This is a genomic window from Noviherbaspirillum sp. ST9, from assembly GCF_048799745.1.
Lineage (GTDB): Bacteria > Pseudomonadota > Gammaproteobacteria > Burkholderiales > Burkholderiaceae_D > Noviherbaspirillum.
The window spans coordinates 360,159-375,187 of record NZ_JBLWFR010000006.1; the positions used below are offsets into that span (position 1 = coordinate 360,159).

17 protein-coding genes are annotated in these 15,029 nt (G+C 63.3%); 4 read left to right on the top strand and 13 right to left on the bottom strand.

The genetic code is table 11. From position 1 onward, the window contains the following. Positions 1 to 120 precede the first annotated feature (120 nt). Complete coding sequence (locus ACNOHI_RS16010) at positions 121 to 525, top strand: hypothetical protein (protein WP_420475678.1); 405 nt, start codon at positions 121 to 123, stop codon at positions 523 to 525. 23 nt (positions 526 to 548) lie between these two features. Here ACNOHI_RS16010 and ACNOHI_RS16015 read toward each other — a convergent pair whose 3' ends face one another. Next, positions 549 to 1,520, bottom strand: a complete 972-nt coding sequence (locus ACNOHI_RS16015; protein ID WP_420475679.1) for an NAD(P)H-dependent flavin oxidoreductase — start codon at positions 1,518 to 1,520, stop codon at positions 549 to 551. A gap of 136 nt (positions 1,521 to 1,656) precedes the next feature. Here ACNOHI_RS16015 and ACNOHI_RS16020 point away from each other — a divergent pair, with 136 nt between their 5' ends. Genes ACNOHI_RS16020 through ACNOHI_RS16030 form a run of 3 tightly spaced genes read left to right on the top strand, consistent with a single transcriptional unit; the run spans position 1,657 to position 4,155 of the window. Then, the gene (locus tag ACNOHI_RS16020) at positions 1,657 to 2,331 is read left to right on the top strand and encodes a TetR/AcrR family transcriptional regulator (RefSeq protein WP_420475680.1); all 675 of its coding nucleotides are present in this window, start codon (positions 1,657 to 1,659) and stop codon (positions 2,329 to 2,331) included. Between the two features lie 18 nt (positions 2,332 to 2,349). Beyond that, on the top strand, positions 2,350 to 3,207 hold the full coding sequence (locus tag ACNOHI_RS16025; protein ID WP_420475681.1) for an enoyl-CoA hydratase-related protein: 858 nt from the start codon (positions 2,350 to 2,352) through the stop codon (positions 3,205 to 3,207). 45 nt (positions 3,208 to 3,252) lie between these two features. Further along, complete coding sequence (locus ACNOHI_RS16030) at positions 3,253 to 4,155, top strand: SDR family oxidoreductase (protein WP_420475682.1); 903 nt, start codon at positions 3,253 to 3,255, stop codon at positions 4,153 to 4,155. A gap of 123 nt (positions 4,156 to 4,278) precedes the next feature. Here ACNOHI_RS16030 and ACNOHI_RS16035 read toward each other — a convergent pair whose 3' ends face one another. The 12 genes from ACNOHI_RS16035 to bioA all read right to left on the bottom strand — a co-directional run bounded on the left by ACNOHI_RS16035 (position 4,279) and on the right by bioA (position 15,019). Further along, positions 4,279 to 5,187, bottom strand: coding sequence for an MBL fold metallo-hydrolase (locus tag ACNOHI_RS16035; RefSeq protein WP_420475683.1), 909 nt, complete (start codon positions 5,185 to 5,187; stop codon positions 4,279 to 4,281). Further along, positions 5,184 to 5,633: a hypothetical protein gene (locus tag ACNOHI_RS16040; RefSeq protein ID WP_420475684.1), complete on the bottom strand. Its 450-nt coding sequence runs from the start codon at positions 5,631 to 5,633 to the stop codon at positions 5,184 to 5,186. The genes ACNOHI_RS16035 and ACNOHI_RS16040 overlap by 4 nt, the downstream gene beginning before the upstream one ends. After that, positions 5,633 to 6,259 carry a 2-hydroxychromene-2-carboxylate isomerase gene (locus ACNOHI_RS16045; protein WP_420475685.1) on the bottom strand — a complete coding sequence of 209 codons (627 nt, stop codon included), beginning with the start codon at positions 6,257 to 6,259 and terminating at the stop codon, positions 5,633 to 5,635. Before ACNOHI_RS16045 ends, ACNOHI_RS16040 begins: the two co-directional genes overlap by 1 nt. Positions 6,260 to 6,279: 20 nt before the next feature. Beyond that, positions 6,280 to 6,480: a DUF1289 domain-containing protein gene (locus ACNOHI_RS16050; RefSeq protein WP_420475686.1), complete on the bottom strand. Its 201-nt coding sequence runs from the start codon at positions 6,478 to 6,480 to the stop codon at positions 6,280 to 6,282. Continuing rightward, positions 6,477 to 6,989 carry a YbaK/EbsC family protein gene (locus ACNOHI_RS16055; protein ID WP_420475687.1) on the bottom strand — a complete coding sequence of 171 codons (513 nt, stop codon included), beginning with the start codon at positions 6,987 to 6,989 and terminating at the stop codon, positions 6,477 to 6,479. The genes ACNOHI_RS16050 and ACNOHI_RS16055 overlap by 4 nt, the downstream gene beginning before the upstream one ends. Positions 6,990 to 7,002: 13 nt before the next feature. Next, positions 7,003 to 7,581, bottom strand: a complete 579-nt coding sequence (locus ACNOHI_RS16060) for a uracil-DNA glycosylase family protein (protein ID WP_420475688.1) — start codon at positions 7,579 to 7,581, stop codon at positions 7,003 to 7,005. Between the two features lie 21 nt (positions 7,582 to 7,602). Then, positions 7,603 to 8,511 (bottom strand): hydroxymethylglutaryl-CoA lyase, encoded by a 909-nt coding sequence (locus ACNOHI_RS16065; protein WP_420475689.1) that lies wholly within the window; start codon positions 8,509 to 8,511, stop codon positions 7,603 to 7,605. Positions 8,512 to 8,609: 98 nt separating this feature from the next. Continuing rightward, complete coding sequence (locus tag ACNOHI_RS16070; protein ID WP_420475690.1) at positions 8,610 to 10,625, bottom strand: acetyl/propionyl/methylcrotonyl-CoA carboxylase subunit alpha; 2,016 nt, start codon at positions 10,623 to 10,625, stop codon at positions 8,610 to 8,612. 116 nt (positions 10,626 to 10,741) lie between these two features. Continuing rightward, entirely contained in the window at positions 10,742 to 11,773 is a 1,032-nt protein-coding gene (gene bioB / locus ACNOHI_RS16075; RefSeq protein WP_420475691.1) for a biotin synthase BioB, read from the bottom strand. Between the two features lie 17 nt (positions 11,774 to 11,790). Further along, a complete protein-coding gene (gene bioD / locus ACNOHI_RS16080; RefSeq protein ID WP_420475692.1) occupies positions 11,791 to 12,498 on the bottom strand; it encodes a dethiobiotin synthase in 708 nt (235 codons plus the stop codon). Continuing rightward, positions 12,495 to 13,676 (bottom strand): 8-amino-7-oxononanoate synthase, encoded by a 1,182-nt coding sequence (gene bioF, locus ACNOHI_RS16085; RefSeq protein ID WP_420475793.1) that lies wholly within the window; start codon positions 13,674 to 13,676, stop codon positions 12,495 to 12,497. Before bioF ends, bioD begins: the two co-directional genes overlap by 4 nt. Positions 13,677 to 13,678: 2 nt before the next feature. Continuing rightward, positions 13,679 to 15,019: an adenosylmethionine--8-amino-7-oxononanoate transaminase gene (gene bioA, locus ACNOHI_RS16090; RefSeq protein ID WP_420475693.1), complete on the bottom strand. Its 1,341-nt coding sequence runs from the start codon at positions 15,017 to 15,019 to the stop codon at positions 13,679 to 13,681. Positions 15,020 to 15,029 lie beyond the last annotated feature (10 nt).

Here is a 15,029-nt window from a genome sequence, read left to right on the forward strand (position 1 = left end):
AGCGGAAGAGCGGCATTCGTTCCCATTACCTGGGACGTAATCGACTTGCTCCCCCGGTTGGACAAAGATGACCTCACCGGCCCGATGCCGGATTGTCCAATCCACCTTGAGGAGCTTGCCATGCTGAACTTCCAATCCCCCGGTTTCCTGCGCCGCGTCTTGCTTGCCGATGCCATCTCCGGACTGGCGATGGGCCTGATGCTTGTTGCCGGTGCCGATTTACTTGCCCCACTGCTCGGATTGTCGGCGGTATTGTTGCGCGAAGCCGGATTCGTCCTGTTCCCGGTCGCTGCCTTTATAGGATATGCCGGATTACGCAAGGAACTGTCGCGGCGGATGGTGTGGGCGGTGATCGCCGTGAACGCGCTATGGGTGATGGACAGCTTCGTCCTGCTGTTCTCGGGCTGGGTGACGCCGACGCTGCTGGGCCAGGTCTTTGTCGCCGGACAGGCTGTGGTGGTGGCGGTCTTTGCGGAGCTGGAGTTCTTCGGCGTGCGGCGCGTGCGCCTCGCGATGCCTGCATAGGCATCGCGGACGCACGACATGCATTACATCGCCAGCCGCTTGCGGGCGGCTGCGTATTCCGCCTTCAGCTTTTCCATCACTTCCGGCACGGTCAGCACGGCGTCCATCAAACCGACGCCCTGGCCGGCGCCCCAGATATCGCGCCATGCCTTGGCCTTGCTGCCGCCGCCGGAGCCGAAGTTCATCTTCGACTTGTCGGCGACCGGCAGGTTGTCCGGATCGAGTCCCGCGGCGACGATCGACTTGCGCAGGTAGTTGCCATGCACGCCGGTGAACAGGTTGGTGTAGATCACGTCGGCAGCGGTCGATTCGATGATTGCCTCGCGATAGGCGTCATCGACGTTTGCCTCCTTCGTCGCCAGCCAGCGTGAACCGATGTAGGCGAAGTCGGCGCCCATCGCCTGCGCGGAAAGGATGGCGTCGCCGGTGGCGATCGAACCGGACAGCGCGATCGGTCCCTTGAAGAATTTGCGCACCTCGCCCACCAGTGCGAACGGCGACAGCGCACCCGCGTGACCACCCGCGCCAGCCGCCACCAGGATCAGGCCGTCGACGCCGGCTTCCAGCGCCTTCTCCGCATGGCGAATCGAAATGACGTCGTGCATCACGATGCCGCCATAGCTGTGCACGGCATCCAGCATTTCCTTCGGCGGCGCGCGCAGGCTGGAGATGATGATCGGAATCTGGTGCTTCACGCACACGGCGACATCGTGCTCGAGGCGGTCGTTGGACTGGTGCACGATCTGGTTGACCGCGATGGGGCCGACCTTGGCGCCGGGGTTGGCCTGCTTGAAGGCCTCCAGTTCTTCCTGGATTTCCGTCAGCCAGGTGTCCAGCAGTTCCGCCGGGCGGGCATTCAGGGCGGGAAAGGAACCGACGATACCGGCCTTGCACTGCGCCTTGACGAGGGCCGGGCCGCTGGCGATAAACATCGGCGAGGCGATGACGGGCAGGCTGAGGTTCTGCAGCACGGGCGGCAAATGCGGGTTGCTCATGAAAACTCCTTTGGTGTTGTCGGAGCCGGCGAGGGTCTCCGTCGCGGGTTTTTTAATTCGCAATCGCACTTGGCATTGCGTTTTTCTGGATTCTGTTTATGATGTTATCAGAAAAAACAATGTTTTTGTCAAGCGCATGAAGTCCAGAAAATCCACCGCAGAAAAAGCCCCGATCGATTTCCGCCAGGCACAGGAAGACCTGCGCGCCACGTTGCGCCAAGGCATGCTGGATGCCGCCACACGCCTGTTGACCGAGGAAGGCCCGGCCGCCATGACCGTGCGCCGCGTGGCGGATGCGGTCAACTGCTCCACCACGCTCCTGTACTCCCTCTTCGGGGGCAAGGACGGGCTGGCCAACGAGCTTTACCTCGAAGGTTTTGCACGCCTGAAGGAGGAGTTCCGCCTCGCGTCGGAGCAGGCCGTCGCCCGCAAGGACGACATGGCCGGCCTCGCACCGCTGCGCCTGCACGCCCGCGTCTATCACCAGTATGCGCGGCGCAATCCGAGCTACTACATGGTGATGTTCGGCGACGCGATCGCCGGCTTCGTTCCGCCGGTGGAATCGCGCAAGCAGGCCTGGGAATCGCTGGCGGTGCTGATTGACACCTGCGAGGCCTGCATGCAGAACGGCGCCCTGCCCCAGTCCAACCCGACCGCTGCCGCGCGCCTGCTCTGGGCTGCCATGCACGGCGCGGTCAGCCTCGAACTGAAGGGCTATTACCTGAAAACAGAACGCGCCGACGAGTTGTTCGACGCTGCGGTCAACGCGGTCCTGCTCTCGCTGAAGACAGGGCAGAAGCCGATTGAATAACAACGACAAGGAGACTCCATGACTTACCAGTGCTTCACACTCGACATCACCGACAAGGTCGCCCACCTGGTGCTGAACCGTCCTGCCGCGCTGAACACCATGCAACCGGTGATGTGGCGCGAACTGACCGAGATCCTGCAGATGCTGCAGCGTGACGCGCCCGCGCGCGCGCTCGTCATTTCCTCCACCGGCAAGCATTTCACGGCCGGCATGGCGCTGGACGTGTTCGGTGCGGACGCCGGCATTTCGCTCAACGACGGCAGCGCCGGCGGACGCGCCAACATTGCGCCGCAACTGGCCGACATGCAGCAGGCATTCAACCTGATCGAGCAGTTGCGCATGCCGGTCATCGCGGCGATCCAGGGCGGATGCATCGGCGGCGGGGTGGACATGGTCTGCGCCTGCGATATCCGTCTCGCCAGTGCGGACGCGTTCTTCTGCATCCAGGAAATCAACATCGGCATGACCGCTGACCTCGGCACGCTGCAGCGCCTGCCCAAGCTGATTCCGGAAGGCGTTGTGCACGAGCTCGCCTATACCGGACGCCGCCTACCGGCACAGCGTGCCCTGGCGCTCGGGCTCGTCAATGAAGTGTTCGACACGCAGGAATACATGGTCGAAGCGGCATTGGAGATGGCGCGCGAGATCGCGCAGAAGCCGCCAGTGGCGATCTGGGGAAGCAAGCAGGCGATTCACTACGCGCGCGACCACTCGACCCACGACGCCCTGCAGCAGATGGGCTGGCTGCAGTCGGGCATCTGGCGCACCGGCAACCTCGTCGAAGCCTTCCTCGCCAAGCAGCAGGGGCGCGCGCCGGAATTCGACGACCTGCCGCCGCTGAAGTCATTCTCGGACGGCAAGTACGACCTGAAGTGATGATGTGCAAACGTTAAAGAAGATCAGGACAACAAGGAGACAGCCATGTTCCAACCCAAACTCATGCAAGGCAAGCGCATCCTCGTCACAGGCGGCGGTACCGGCCTGGGACGCGCGATGGCGGAGAAGTACCTGTCGCTCGGCGCCGACATTTACATCTGCGGCCGCCGCAAGCAGGTCTGCGATGACACCGCGAAAGAGTTGATGGCCGCGCACGGCGGCAGCGTGAAGACCTTCGGCATCGACATTCGCGATGCCGCCGCGGTCGACGACATGGTGGAGCAGATCTTCGCCGAAGGCCCGCTCACCGGGCTCGTCAACAATGCCGCCGGCAACTTCATCTCGCCGACCTCGGCCCTGTCGTCGCGCGGCTTCGATGCCGTGGCCAACATCGTCATGCACGGCACCTTCTACGTCACGCATTCCGTCGGCAAGCGCTGGGTGGAGATGGCGGCCAAGGGCCAGTGGAAACCGGAAGACGGCTACCGCAGCGTGATTTCGATCATCGTCACCTGGGTGCTGAACGGCGGCCCGTTTGTCGTGCCCTCCGCCATGAGCAAGTCGGCCATCCATGCGATGACCATGTCCCTTGCGACCGAATGGGCGCAGTACGGCGTCCGCCTCAACGCCATCGGCCCGGGCGAAATCCCGACCGAAGGCATGAGCAAGCGTCTCAATCCGGGCGAAGTACCTGGAGAACGTTCAGCGAAGACCAATCCGTTTGGCCGCGCCGGCAAGATGGAAGAGCTGCAAAACCTGGCCACCTTCCTGATGGCCGACGGCTGCGACTGGCTGACCGGGCAGGCGATCATGATGGACGGCGGACATCATCTCGCGACGGGTGGAAATTTCTATGAATTGCGGTCGTGGACGCAAGATCAGTGGAAGGACGCGCGGGACCGTATCGAGGCGCAGAACAAGAAGGATCGAGAGCAGCGGACGGCGTAACGCACGCATATGGGCGGGCGCTAACGCCGACGCGCCCCTCACCCTTGCCCCGTCATTCCCGCCTCCGCGGGAATGACGGGGCAAGTTGTATCGGTATTTGAAGCGACGGTGCCCGTGTTCGCCCTAATCCTTATTGACGAGCCGGTCCGCCTTCACTTCCGCCGCTCCGGCGCGCACAAGCTGCGCGACAGCCCAGTGCGCGAGCTCCGACTCATCCTTTTTCAGATAACGCCGGTTCGATTCGCGGAACAGATACATGCCAGCCATCAGCGGCTCGAGTTCGCCGAGCGCAATCGACTGCTTCTCCAGCAGCAGGAACTTCAGCAGGACCTTGATGGCATTCTGCGCATTGCGCGCCGGATCGGCCATGAAATAGTCCACGCGCGAGAACGCCGTCTCCAGCGCCTTGCCCACGTCAGTGAACGGCGCGCCGTGACCGGGAATGACCAGCTTCACATCGAGCGAAGCAATCAGCTCCAGCGTCGCGCGCACCTCGCCGAATCCCGGCTCGCCTTCCAGTTCGGGAAACACCACGCCGAAGCCGTTCTGCCAAAGGGCATCGGCGGAAATCAGGATGCGTTCGTCCGCGCAATAAAGAATCAGGGAGTGGGGATCATGGCCCGGCGCGCCAAGTGCCTGCCAGGTCATGTCGCCAAGCGTGAGCACGTCGCCGGGCGCAATCGTGTCATCAAAACTGAAGCGTGGGCACTGCTGGCCGGTCGCCTTGTAGGTGAGTGCATCCGTATCCCAGGCGCGCACCTTCTCGGCTTCGGCAGCCGGAATGGCGGTCAGGCAGGCGTAGGTGTGCTGCAGCGCAGCGTTGCCGCCGCAATGGTCCGAATGCAGGTGGGTGTTGACCAACCGGTCGAGCTTGCGGCCTTGCAGCGCATGGGCCACGAGCGCGACGGTCTGCTCGGCATGGGTCGCGTATCCGCTGTCGACCAGCGCCGTTTCGCGGGAGCCGATGAAGAGGATATTGTTCGACGACAGCCAGCCGCGCTCGAACACGCGCATCGTTTCGGGAAGTGTCATTTTTTCATCTGGTACGCGAGGGAGATCTTCGCGAATTCAATGAGGATGTCCTGCGAGCCGCCGTTGAAGGTGGCATAGGCGGTTCCGGTGCGAACGATGAGGCGCGGCGGGAAGATCCAGCCCAAGTAGGGAATGCCGATCATCTTCGCGCTGCGGATGTCCGGCCATTCGACCTTGCGGTTGTACATCCAGGTCTGCGTGATGCCCTTGTCATCGATGGTGATGGTGGAACGCAGGAACCAGTAATAGCTGACGGCCAGCATCAATGCGGCGCACAGCAGCAGCGCCTTCACGCCGAAGCTGTACTGCATCAACGGAAAGCGCAGTGCGATGGTGGTGCCGTAGCCGGCGAGGACAATGGTCACCACCGTCGCCAGGACCTTGAACATGCCGCTGTAGGCGGGGCCGGAAACCGTCTTCTCCGGTTTGTAAAACTCGAATTTCATTACGTGATTTTTCTCTGTACGCCTTGCGGCAGGGTTTGCGCTTGCCTGAGCAGATCGGAACGGAAGAAGGGGTCGTCACGCAGGTAGGCAACCAGCATGTCGGTGGAGTCCAGTCCCCAGAAGCAACGATTATCCACGACTGCCGTCGGCACGCCAAACACATTGGCGGATATTGCCATTTCGCCATTGGCGCGGAGTTGCTGCTTGACGTCGGGTGTATCCAGCATGTCCGGGGTCGCACCCAGCTCCTGCATCAATACCTGCCAGGGCCGCTCGTCCGTCGGCAGATGGCCCTCGCGCCAGACGTAGCGGAACAGGCGCTGCATGGCTTCCTTCGTACTGCCGAGCGCGATGCACAGGCGCAGCAGCGGCAGGGGATTGAAAGGATGATGGCCCGGCATCGTCATCGGGATGTCGTGCTTGTGTGCGAGCCATGCACAGTGCTCGAAGGTCCAGGTGCGCTTCGGGACGATTTCGGCCGGGCCCTTGTTGTCCCAGTGAGCAAGCAGGCCCGCGAACAGCACGGGCCGGAAGGTGATTTTTACCTCGGGCAGCGTATGCAGCAGCTCGCTCTGCAGGTAGGAGAATGGGGAAATGAAATCGAAGTACCAATCAATCTGCTTCACGATGCTCTCTCCGTCGTTATTCAGAACAACCCGTCCTGCCTGCGCTTGATCTCCACCCAGACCTGGCGCTTCGCTTCCTCGGTCGCCGTGCTCCACCGCGTGATTTCGTCGATGGTACGCAAGCATCCCTCGCACAAGCCCGTCTGCGGATTCATCTTGCAGATACTGATGCAAGGTGAAGGCACCTTGCCGGTATCGGTAGCCGGATCGAAATCAATCATTCCGCCGCCGGACTTGCCTTCAATGCCACGTCAACCACCGGCGCGCCGGTCATTGCGACCAGCTGCTGCGGCGTCAGGTTGAATACCGCATGCGGATGCCCCGCTGCGGCCCACACGCTGCCGTACTGCATCAGGTCCTGGTCGATCAGCATCACAGTCTTCTCCACATGGCCGATCGGACAGACGCCGCCGATGGCGTAGCCGATGCGCGTCTTCACGAACTTCGCATCCGCGCGGCCGAGCGGCCCGACAATGGCGGCCACCTTGTGTTCGTCGACGCGGTTGGCGCCGCTGGCCACTACCATCACCGCCGCATCGTCGGACAGGCGGCGAAAGACGATGGACTTGGCGATTTCGGCCACGCTGCATCCGAGACCGGCGGCGGCTTCGGCCGAGGTCTTGCCGGTTTCAGGCAGCATCACGACCGGCTTGTTGTGTCCGATCGAGACCAGCAGGTCGGCCACGCGTTGCGCGGTATCCGGCAGTTTTTCCTGGAGATTGTCTTGCATGTTTCCTTGATTACTAGAGTAAGGCCGATGCGACATGCCGGCGCAGCGCCGGCAGCACGTCCCGCTCGAACCAGGGGTTGGCCTTCCACCATGCCTGGTTGCGGGGGCTCGGGTGCGGCAGCGGGAAATACGCCGGCAGGTAGTCGGCAAACGCGGCAACTGTCTCGGTGAGCGTCGCCCTGCCATTTTCCCGCAAATAATATTCCTGCGCATGGCGCCCGATCAGCAGCGTCAACCGGACCTCGGGCATAGCCTCCAGCAGGCTGGCATGCCAGGCGGGCGCGCATTCGGCACGGGGCGGCAGGTCGCCGCTCTTGCCCTTTCCCGGATAGCAGAATGCGGTCGGGACGATGGCAATGCGGGATTCGTCGTAAAACTGCTCCCGCGGCACACCGAGCCAGTCGCGCAACCGTTCGCCCGAAGGATCGTTCCACGGAATGCCGGTTTCATGCACACGGCGGCCGGGCGCCTGGCCCACGATCAGGAGGCGCGCGCCGGCGCCGGCCTGTACCACCGGCCTGGGTCCGTACGGAAGATGCTTCTCGCACAGGCGGCAGGCGCGGATTTCCGACAGCAGCAGCGGAAGCTTCATGGCTCTCCCGCGCGGGAAAATTTATCCCGCGCGCTTCGCGGCAATCGCATTGCCGGCACGGCTCACCGCCTTGCGGCCGAGATGTTTCGAGATGAACTGTCCTGCGTCCACCACCTTGTCGAGGTTGATGCCGGTGTCCACGCCGAGGCCGTTCATCATGTACAGCACATCTTCGGTGGACACGTTACCGGTCGCGCCCTTCGCATACGGGCAACCGCCGAGTCCCGCGACGGAGGAGTGGAAAATCGACACGCCGACTTCCATCGCCGCGTAGATGTTCGCCAGCGCCTGGCCGTAGGTGTCGTGGAAATGGCCGGACAGTTGTGCGATCGGAAATTCCTTCGCCGCGCGCTCCATCACCTTTTGCACATGACGCGGCGTGCCGACGCCGATGGTGTCGGCGATGTCGATCTCGTCGCAGCCGAGGTCCTTCAGTCGCCGCACAACATCAGCCACGCTTTCCGGCGATACCTCGCCCTGGTAGGGGCAGCCGAAGGAGCAGCTGATGCTGCCGCGCAGGCGGATGTTGTGCTGCTTGGCGGCTTGCGCAACGTCACGGAAACGCTCGATCGATTCCGCGATGGAGCAGTTGATGTTCTTTTGCGAGAAGGCTTCGGACGCGGCGCCGAAGATGACGACTTCATCAGCCTTGGATGCGAGCGCGCCTTCGAAGCCCTTCATGTTCGGCGTCAGCGCGGAATAGATCACGCCCGGCTTGCGCGTGATGCCGGCCATGACTTCCGTGGACGTTGCCATTTGTGGCACCCACTTGGGCGACACGTAGGACGCCGCTTCGATGTTCGCGAAACCGGCTTCCGTCAGCCGGTCGACCAGTTCGATCTTGACCTCGACGGGGATGGTTTCCTTTTCGTTCTGCAGGCCGTCGCGCGGGCCGACTTCGACGATTTTGACTTTGCTGGGGAGGGTCATGATGGCTCTTTCGTTTGGTTCGTTACGCGTGCCTGATGACGGGGTGAGTAAGCAATTGCAAGAACTGCTGCCACCCGCTGTCGAACACAGTCTCGGTTTTACGCCGCCTTAAATGCCAGCAACTGCGCCCCTTCCGCTACCTGGTCGCCGACCGCATACAGCAGGTCCTCGACCGTACCATTGGCCGGCGCGGCAATCGTGTGCTCCATCTTCATCGCTTCCATGATCAGCAGCGGCGCGCCCTTCTCGACGGTCTTGCCCTTGTCGACCAGCACCGCCACGATCTTGCCCGGCATCGGCGCGGTCAGGCGGCCGCCTTCGGCTTCCGATTCACCGGCATGCGCCAGCGGGTCGTTGTAATGCAGCGGGAAGTGAGCGCCGCCTGTGAAGACGTGGAACATTTCTCCGTCGCGCACCACCGTGCCGCGCACGGTTGCGCCGTCGAGCTTGATGACGAGGTGCTTGCCATTGCGTTCCACCAGCGTCATCGCTGCAGCCGTCGCGCCTTGCGCGATCGACCAGCCGGCATCCTTGTAGCCGACGGTGACCGGGTAGGCGCCCGACTCATCCGAGTAATCGAGCGTGCGCAGCAAAGTCGTATTCATGCGCCAGCCGCTGGTGCTGGCCCACGGATCGTTCGCTGCGGCGCCGGCATTCTGTTCGGAGACCAGCAGCGAGGCCGCGGCAAGCGCTAGTACCGGCAGAGCGGTTTGCGGCATCGGCGGGAACAGCTCGGCATGGTTGCGTTCGATCAGGCCGGTGTCGAGATCCGCACCCGAGAAGGGCTTGCTCTCGACCAGACGCTTGAGGAAGGCGACGTTGGTGGCAAGGCCGACGATCTGGTATTCCGACAGCGCCTGCGCCATGTGCGCCAGCGCCTCCTCGCGGTCCTTGCCCCAGACGATCAGCTTGGCAATCATCGGATCGTAGAACGGGGAAATCGCATCGCTTTCACGCACACCGGAATCGATACGGATCGCGGCCGGGTCATTTCCGGCAATGCCCTTGCCCAGTTCGAAGGTCACAGCGGAAGGCGTGTGCATGTGGCGCAGCGTGCCGATGGACGGCAGGAAGCCCTTCTCCGGATTCTCGGCGTAGATGCGCGCTTCGAGGGCGTGGCCGTGAATGGTCAGCTCTTCCTGCTTTTTCGGCAAGGATTCGCCGAACGCCACGCGCAATTGCCATTCGACCAGGTCGGTGCCGGTGATCATTTCGGTGACGGGGTGTTCCACCTGCAGGCGGGTGTTCATTTCCATGAAGTAGAACGAACCGTCCTGGTTGGCGATGAATTCCACGGTACCGGCGCCGACATAGCCGACTGCCTTAGCGGCGGCAACCGCGGCTTCACCCATCGCGCGGCGGCGCTCTGTCGTCATGCCGGGCGCAGGTGCTTCTTCCAGCACCTTCTGGTGGCGGCGCTGCACCGAGCAGTCGCGCTCGAACAGGTACACGCAATTGCCCTTGGTGTCGGCAAACACCTGGATCTCGATATGGCGCGGGCGGGTCAGGTATTTTTCGACCAGCACCTTGTCGTCGCCGAAGCTGTTGATCGCTTCACGCTTGCAGGACTCGAGCGCTGCCTTGAAGTCGGCGCTCTTCTCCACGATACGCATGCCCTTGCCGCCGCCGCCGGCGCTGGCCTTGAGCAGCACCGGGTAACCGATCCTGTCGGCCTGTCCCTGCAGGAAATCGGCGTCCTGGGTGTCACCGTGGTAGCCCGGCACCAGCGGCACGTCGGCCTTTTCCATCAAGGCCTTTGCCGCGGACTTCGAGCCCATCGCGCGGATCGCCGATGCCGGCGGGCCGATGAAGGCGAGGCCGGCCTTGGCGCAGGCTTCGGCGAAATCCTCGTTCTCGGACAGGAAGCCGTAGCCGGGATGGATTGCCTGGGCGCCGGTGGCGAGCGCGACCTCGATGATCTTGTCCGCGCGCAGGTAGCTTTCCTTCGCGGGAGCAGGGCCGATCAGGACGGACTCGTCGCACACGGCGACGTGCTTGGCGTTGGCATCCGCCTCCGAATAGACCGCAACGGTCTTGATGCCCATGCGATGGGCGGTGGCGGCGACACGGCAGGCGATTTCGCCGCGGTTTGCAATCAGGATCTTGGTGAACACGCTGACTCCTTGGGTGCTGTCTCTCTCGATTGTGTCGAGAGGGTGCTGGTTGTTGTTATGGCGGGTGAATCCATCCTCTGTACAACGCCTTCCCCTTCACGGGGAAGGAACATTCCTTACTGCGTTACCTCACACTTCGGCTCATGCTGCGTATGCTTTACCTTCATGCCGAGCTTTTCCAGCAACACGCGATCCGCTTCGACATCCGGATTGCCGGTCGTCAGCAGCTTGTCGCCGTAGAAAATCGAATTCGCGCCAGCGACGAAGCACATCGCCTGCACCGCCTCGCCCATCTCGCGACGGCCTGCGGAAAGGCGCACACGTGCCTTCGGCATGGTGATGCGCGCGACCGCGATCGTACGCACGAATTCCAGCGGATCGATCGGATCGGTGCCGTGCAGGGGAGTGCCCTCGACCTGCACCAGGTTGTTGACTGGCACCGACTCCGGATACGGGTCCATGTTCGCCAGCTGCGCCACGAGGCCGGCCCGCTGGCGGCGCGATTCGCCCATGCCGACAATGCCGCCGCAGCACACCTTGATGCCGGCGTTGCGCACGCGCTCCAGCGTATCGAGGCGGTTCTGGTAATCGCGGGTGGTGATGATGTTGTTGTAGAACTCGGGTGCGGTGTCGAGGTTATGGTTGTAGTAATCCAGACCCGCCGCCTTCAGGCGCTCCGCCTGTCCTTCTCCCAGCATGCCCAGCGTGACGCACGCTTCCATGCCGAGATCCTTGACGCCGCGCACCATTGCCTCGACGTGGTCGAGGTCGCGGTCCTTCGGCTCGCGCCATGCCGCGCCCATGCAGAAGCGGGTGGCGCCATGCTCCTTCGCCTTGCGGGCGGCGTCGAGCACGGTTTCGAGTTCCAGGATCTTCTGCGCCTTGACACCGGTGTCATAGCGCGCGGCCTGCGGGCAATAGCCGCAATCCTCGGGACAGCCGCCGGTCTTGATCGACATCAGCGTGGCCAGTTCCACTTCCTGCGGATCGAAGTTTTCGCGATGGACCTGCTGCGCACGGAACAGCAGGTCGCTGAACGGCAGGTTGAACAGTTCTTCGATCTTGGCGACCGGCCAACGTTGCGCGGCGATTTCGCGCAGTTTGGCGGGAGTCGGAACTTGCTGGAATGAGATCGGTTGCGACGACATGGACTGCTTCCTTTGCATCAGTGTGAAACGGGCCGGGGCCAGCCCGGCAAACTTGAAAAATCGAGATGGGGCGCGGCAAGCACCGGGTCCGCCGACGGCAGGCGCGGGATCGTGCCGAGCATCGGTGCATCCAGGCGTTCGGTCAGTGCGACAACATTGTCGACGCCATAACGCATGCCGGGATCAACGACATTGGCGACCCAGCCGGCGAGTGTGAGGCCGCGCGCTGCGATCGCATCGGCGGTGAGCAGCGCATGATTGATGCATCCCAACCGCATGCCGACGACGAGCACGACCGGCAGGCCAAGCTGCTGCGCGAGATCGGCGGTGTCATGCGTGCGCGACAAGGGAACGCGGAAACCTCCTACGCCTTCGACCACGACGGCATCGGCCGCGGCCGCGACGCGCGCGTAGCAATCCATGATGCGGGCGAGGTCGATGTTGACGCCTTCCTGTGCAGCCGCAATGTGCGGCGCGGCGGCATCACGCAGCAGGTAGGGCGTCGTCAGGTCGGTCGGCAGCACGATGGGCGCCGCCGCGACAAGCAGGTCAACATCCTCGTTGTGCCATGCGCCGTCACGCAGTTCCGCGCCCGCCGCGACCGGCTTCATGCCTGCGGCGCGTACGCCCGCTTGCGCAAGAGCGTGCAGCAGCGTGCACGTCACCAGCGTCTTGCCGATTTCAGTGTCGGTGCCGGTCACGAAATAACCGATCGAAGCGCTCACGCAAATGCCTCCATCAGATTGAACGCGCTCGCCAACTGGGACACCTCGGGGCCGGTATGCGACGCCGACAAGGTGACGCGTAGCCGCGCCGTCCCGGCAGGCACCGTCGGCGGCCGGATACCCGGCACCCAGAACCCCTGGTCGTACAAGGCCTTCGCCGCGCGCATGGCTTCATCGTTGGCGCCGATGATTACGGGCTGGATCGCGGTGTTCGATGGGAACAGCTTCCAGCGCTGCAGGTTCAGTTCGCTGCGCAACTGGCCGATCAGTGACCGCAGGTGGGCGCGGCGCTGCGCGCCTTCTTCACCGTCAATGATGTCCATGCTTGCCATCAGCGCATGCGACAGCGCGGGCGCGGCGGCTGTGGTGTAGATGTAGGGGCGCGCCCGCTGCACCAGCCATTCGATGACGGTTGCATGCGCGGCGACGAATGCGCCGCCGACGCCGGCGGCCTTGCCAAGCGTTCCCACGTACACGAGGTAAGGCGAACGCAGGTTGAAATGTTCGAGCGCGCCGCGCCCGTGCTGTCCGAGCACACCGAAGCCGTGCGCGTCGTCGACGATCAGCCAGGCGCCGTACTGTTCGCACAGCTTCAACATTTTCGGCAGCGGCGCGAGGTCGCCGTCCATGCTGAACACACTGTCGGTAACGACGAGCTTTGTCGTTGCCGTGCTTGCCTTGAGCAGTTGTTCCAGTGCATCCGCATCGCCGTGCGCGTAGACCTTCACGCCAGTACGGGCAAGTCGTGCACCGTCGATGAGCGAAGCGTGGTTCAGTTCTTCGGAGAAGATCTCCGCTTCATGCCCGGCGAGGGCCGTCAGCACCGCCAGGTTAGCCATGTAGCCGGTGCAGAAATACAGGGCGCGCGGCGATTCGAGGTGCGGCGACAGGAAATCGGCGAAGCGCTCTTCGAGCAAGGCGTGGGCGCGCGAATGACCACTGATCAAGTGCGAGGCGCCGCTGCCGACACCGTAGCGCGCCGCCCCTTCCTGCAAAGCCTCGACCAGGCGCGGATGCGAGGCAAGGCCGAGATAGTCGTTGCTGCAGAAGGCCAGCATGTCGCGGCCATCGACTTTCATGCGCGGCGCGCACGGCGTCTCGGCGACGCGCAGGCGGCGGCGCAGGCTTTGGCGGTCGAGCTCCTGCAGTCCGCGTTCGAGGTTGGCAAGCAATTCCATCGTCATGCCTCCACAACCTTGTTGAACACGGCGTGCGTGCGCGATGCAAGCAGCGCAATTTCCTCATCGTCGAGGATGTAGGGCGGCATCAGGTACACGGTGCGGCCGATGGGGCGCAGCAGCAGTTCCTGCTGCAGGGCCTCGGTGAAGAAGCGCCGCGAGAAGGTCGCTGCCTTCGCGGGATCGTTCACCACCGCATCGAATGCCCACATCATGCCGCGCTGGCGGAAGTTCCGGACCCTGGCGTGCGAGGTAAGCGGCGCCAGCGCGGCAGTCATCTTTTCCGCGCGCTCGCGGTTATGGTTGAGCACGTCGTCTTCCTCAAAGATGGCCAGTGTCGCCAGCGCCGCGCGGCAGGCGAGCGGGTTGCCGGTGTAGGAATGCGAGTGCAGGAAGCCGCGCGTGACATCGCTGTGATAGAAGGCACGATAGATGTCATCGCGTGTCATGACCAGCGACAGCGGCAGGTAACCGCCGCTGATGCCCTTCGACAGGCAAACGAAATCGGGCCAGATCGATGCCTGCTCGCAGGCGAAGAAGGTACCGGTGCGGCCGCAACCAACCGCGATTTCATCCGCGATCAGGTGGACCTGGTAGCGGTCGCACAGGGCGCGCACTTCCTTCAGGTAGACCGGATCGTACATCGCCATGCCGGCAGCGCACTGGACCAGCGGCTCGATGATGACAGCTGCGATCCTGTCGCTGCGATCCTGCAGCAGTATCTCCAGGTCCTTCGCGGCACGGCGGGCTACGTCGGCAGCACTTTCTCCATCCCGCGCATTGCGTGCATCGGGCGCCGTCACGACATGCGATTGCTGCAGCATCGGGCCGTAGGCGTCGCGGAAGATGGCGACGTCGGTGACGGCAAGCGCTCCGACCGTCTCTCCGTGGTAGCTGCCTTTCAGGCAAACGAATTCGCGCTTCGCATCCTTGCCGCTGTTGCGCCAGTAATGGAAGCTCATCTTGAGCGCGATCTCGGTGGCGGAAGCGCCATCCGACGCATAGAAGCAGTGGCCGAGCACGCCGCCAGTCAGCGCCGACAGCTTTTCCGACAGGGTGATCACCGGTTCGTGCGTGAAGCCGGCGAGCATCGCATGTTCCAGCAGGTCGAGCTGTTCCTTCAGCGCGGCGTTAATGCGCGGATTGGCATGGCCGAACAGGTTGACCCACCACGAACTGATGGCATCGAGGTAGCGCTGGCCGTTGGCGTCGTACAGCCACGCACCGCGCCCATGGCTGACCGGCACCAGCGGCACCGTTTCATGGTGCTGCATCTGTGTGCACGGGTGCCAGACGCTTTTCAGGCTGCGTTCGACCCAGTCGGATTTGAGGCTTGCGTTCAAGACTGCTCCA

Bases quoted from the DNA above. Each gene is read 5' to 3' on its own strand.
- ACNOHI_RS16010 (WP_420475678.1), top strand. From the start codon at position 121: ATGCTGAACTTCCAATCCCCCGGTTTCCTGCGCCGCGTCTTGCTTGCC.
- ACNOHI_RS16015 (WP_420475679.1), bottom strand. From the start codon at position 1,520: ATGAGCAACCCGCATTTGCCGCCCGTGCTGCAGAACCTCAGCCTGCCC.
- ACNOHI_RS16020 (WP_420475680.1), top strand. From the start codon at position 1,657: ATGAAGTCCAGAAAATCCACCGCAGAAAAAGCCCCGATCGATTTCCGC.
- ACNOHI_RS16025 (WP_420475681.1), top strand. From the start codon at position 2,350: ATGACTTACCAGTGCTTCACACTCGACATCACCGACAAGGTCGCCCAC.
- ACNOHI_RS16030 (WP_420475682.1), top strand. From the start codon at position 3,253: ATGTTCCAACCCAAACTCATGCAAGGCAAGCGCATCCTCGTCACAGGC.
- ACNOHI_RS16035 (WP_420475683.1), bottom strand. From the start codon at position 5,187: ATGACACTTCCCGAAACGATGCGCGTGTTCGAGCGCGGCTGGCTGTCG.
- ACNOHI_RS16040 (WP_420475684.1), bottom strand. From the start codon at position 5,633: ATGAAATTCGAGTTTTACAAACCGGAGAAGACGGTTTCCGGCCCCGCC.
- ACNOHI_RS16050 (WP_420475686.1), bottom strand. From the start codon at position 6,480: ATGATTGATTTCGATCCGGCTACCGATACCGGCAAGGTGCCTTCACCT.
- ACNOHI_RS16055 (WP_420475687.1), bottom strand. From the start codon at position 6,989: ATGCAAGACAATCTCCAGGAAAAACTGCCGGATACCGCGCAACGCGTG.
- ACNOHI_RS16060 (WP_420475688.1), bottom strand. From the start codon at position 7,581: ATGAAGCTTCCGCTGCTGCTGTCGGAAATCCGCGCCTGCCGCCTGTGC.
- ACNOHI_RS16065 (WP_420475689.1), bottom strand. From the start codon at position 8,511: ATGACCCTCCCCAGCAAAGTCAAAATCGTCGAAGTCGGCCCGCGCGAC.
- bioB (WP_420475691.1), bottom strand. From the start codon at position 11,773: ATGTCGTCGCAACCGATCTCATTCCAGCAAGTTCCGACTCCCGCCAAA.
- bioF (WP_420475793.1), bottom strand. From the start codon at position 13,676: ATGGAATTGCTTGCCAACCTCGAACGCGGACTGCAGGAGCTCGACCGC.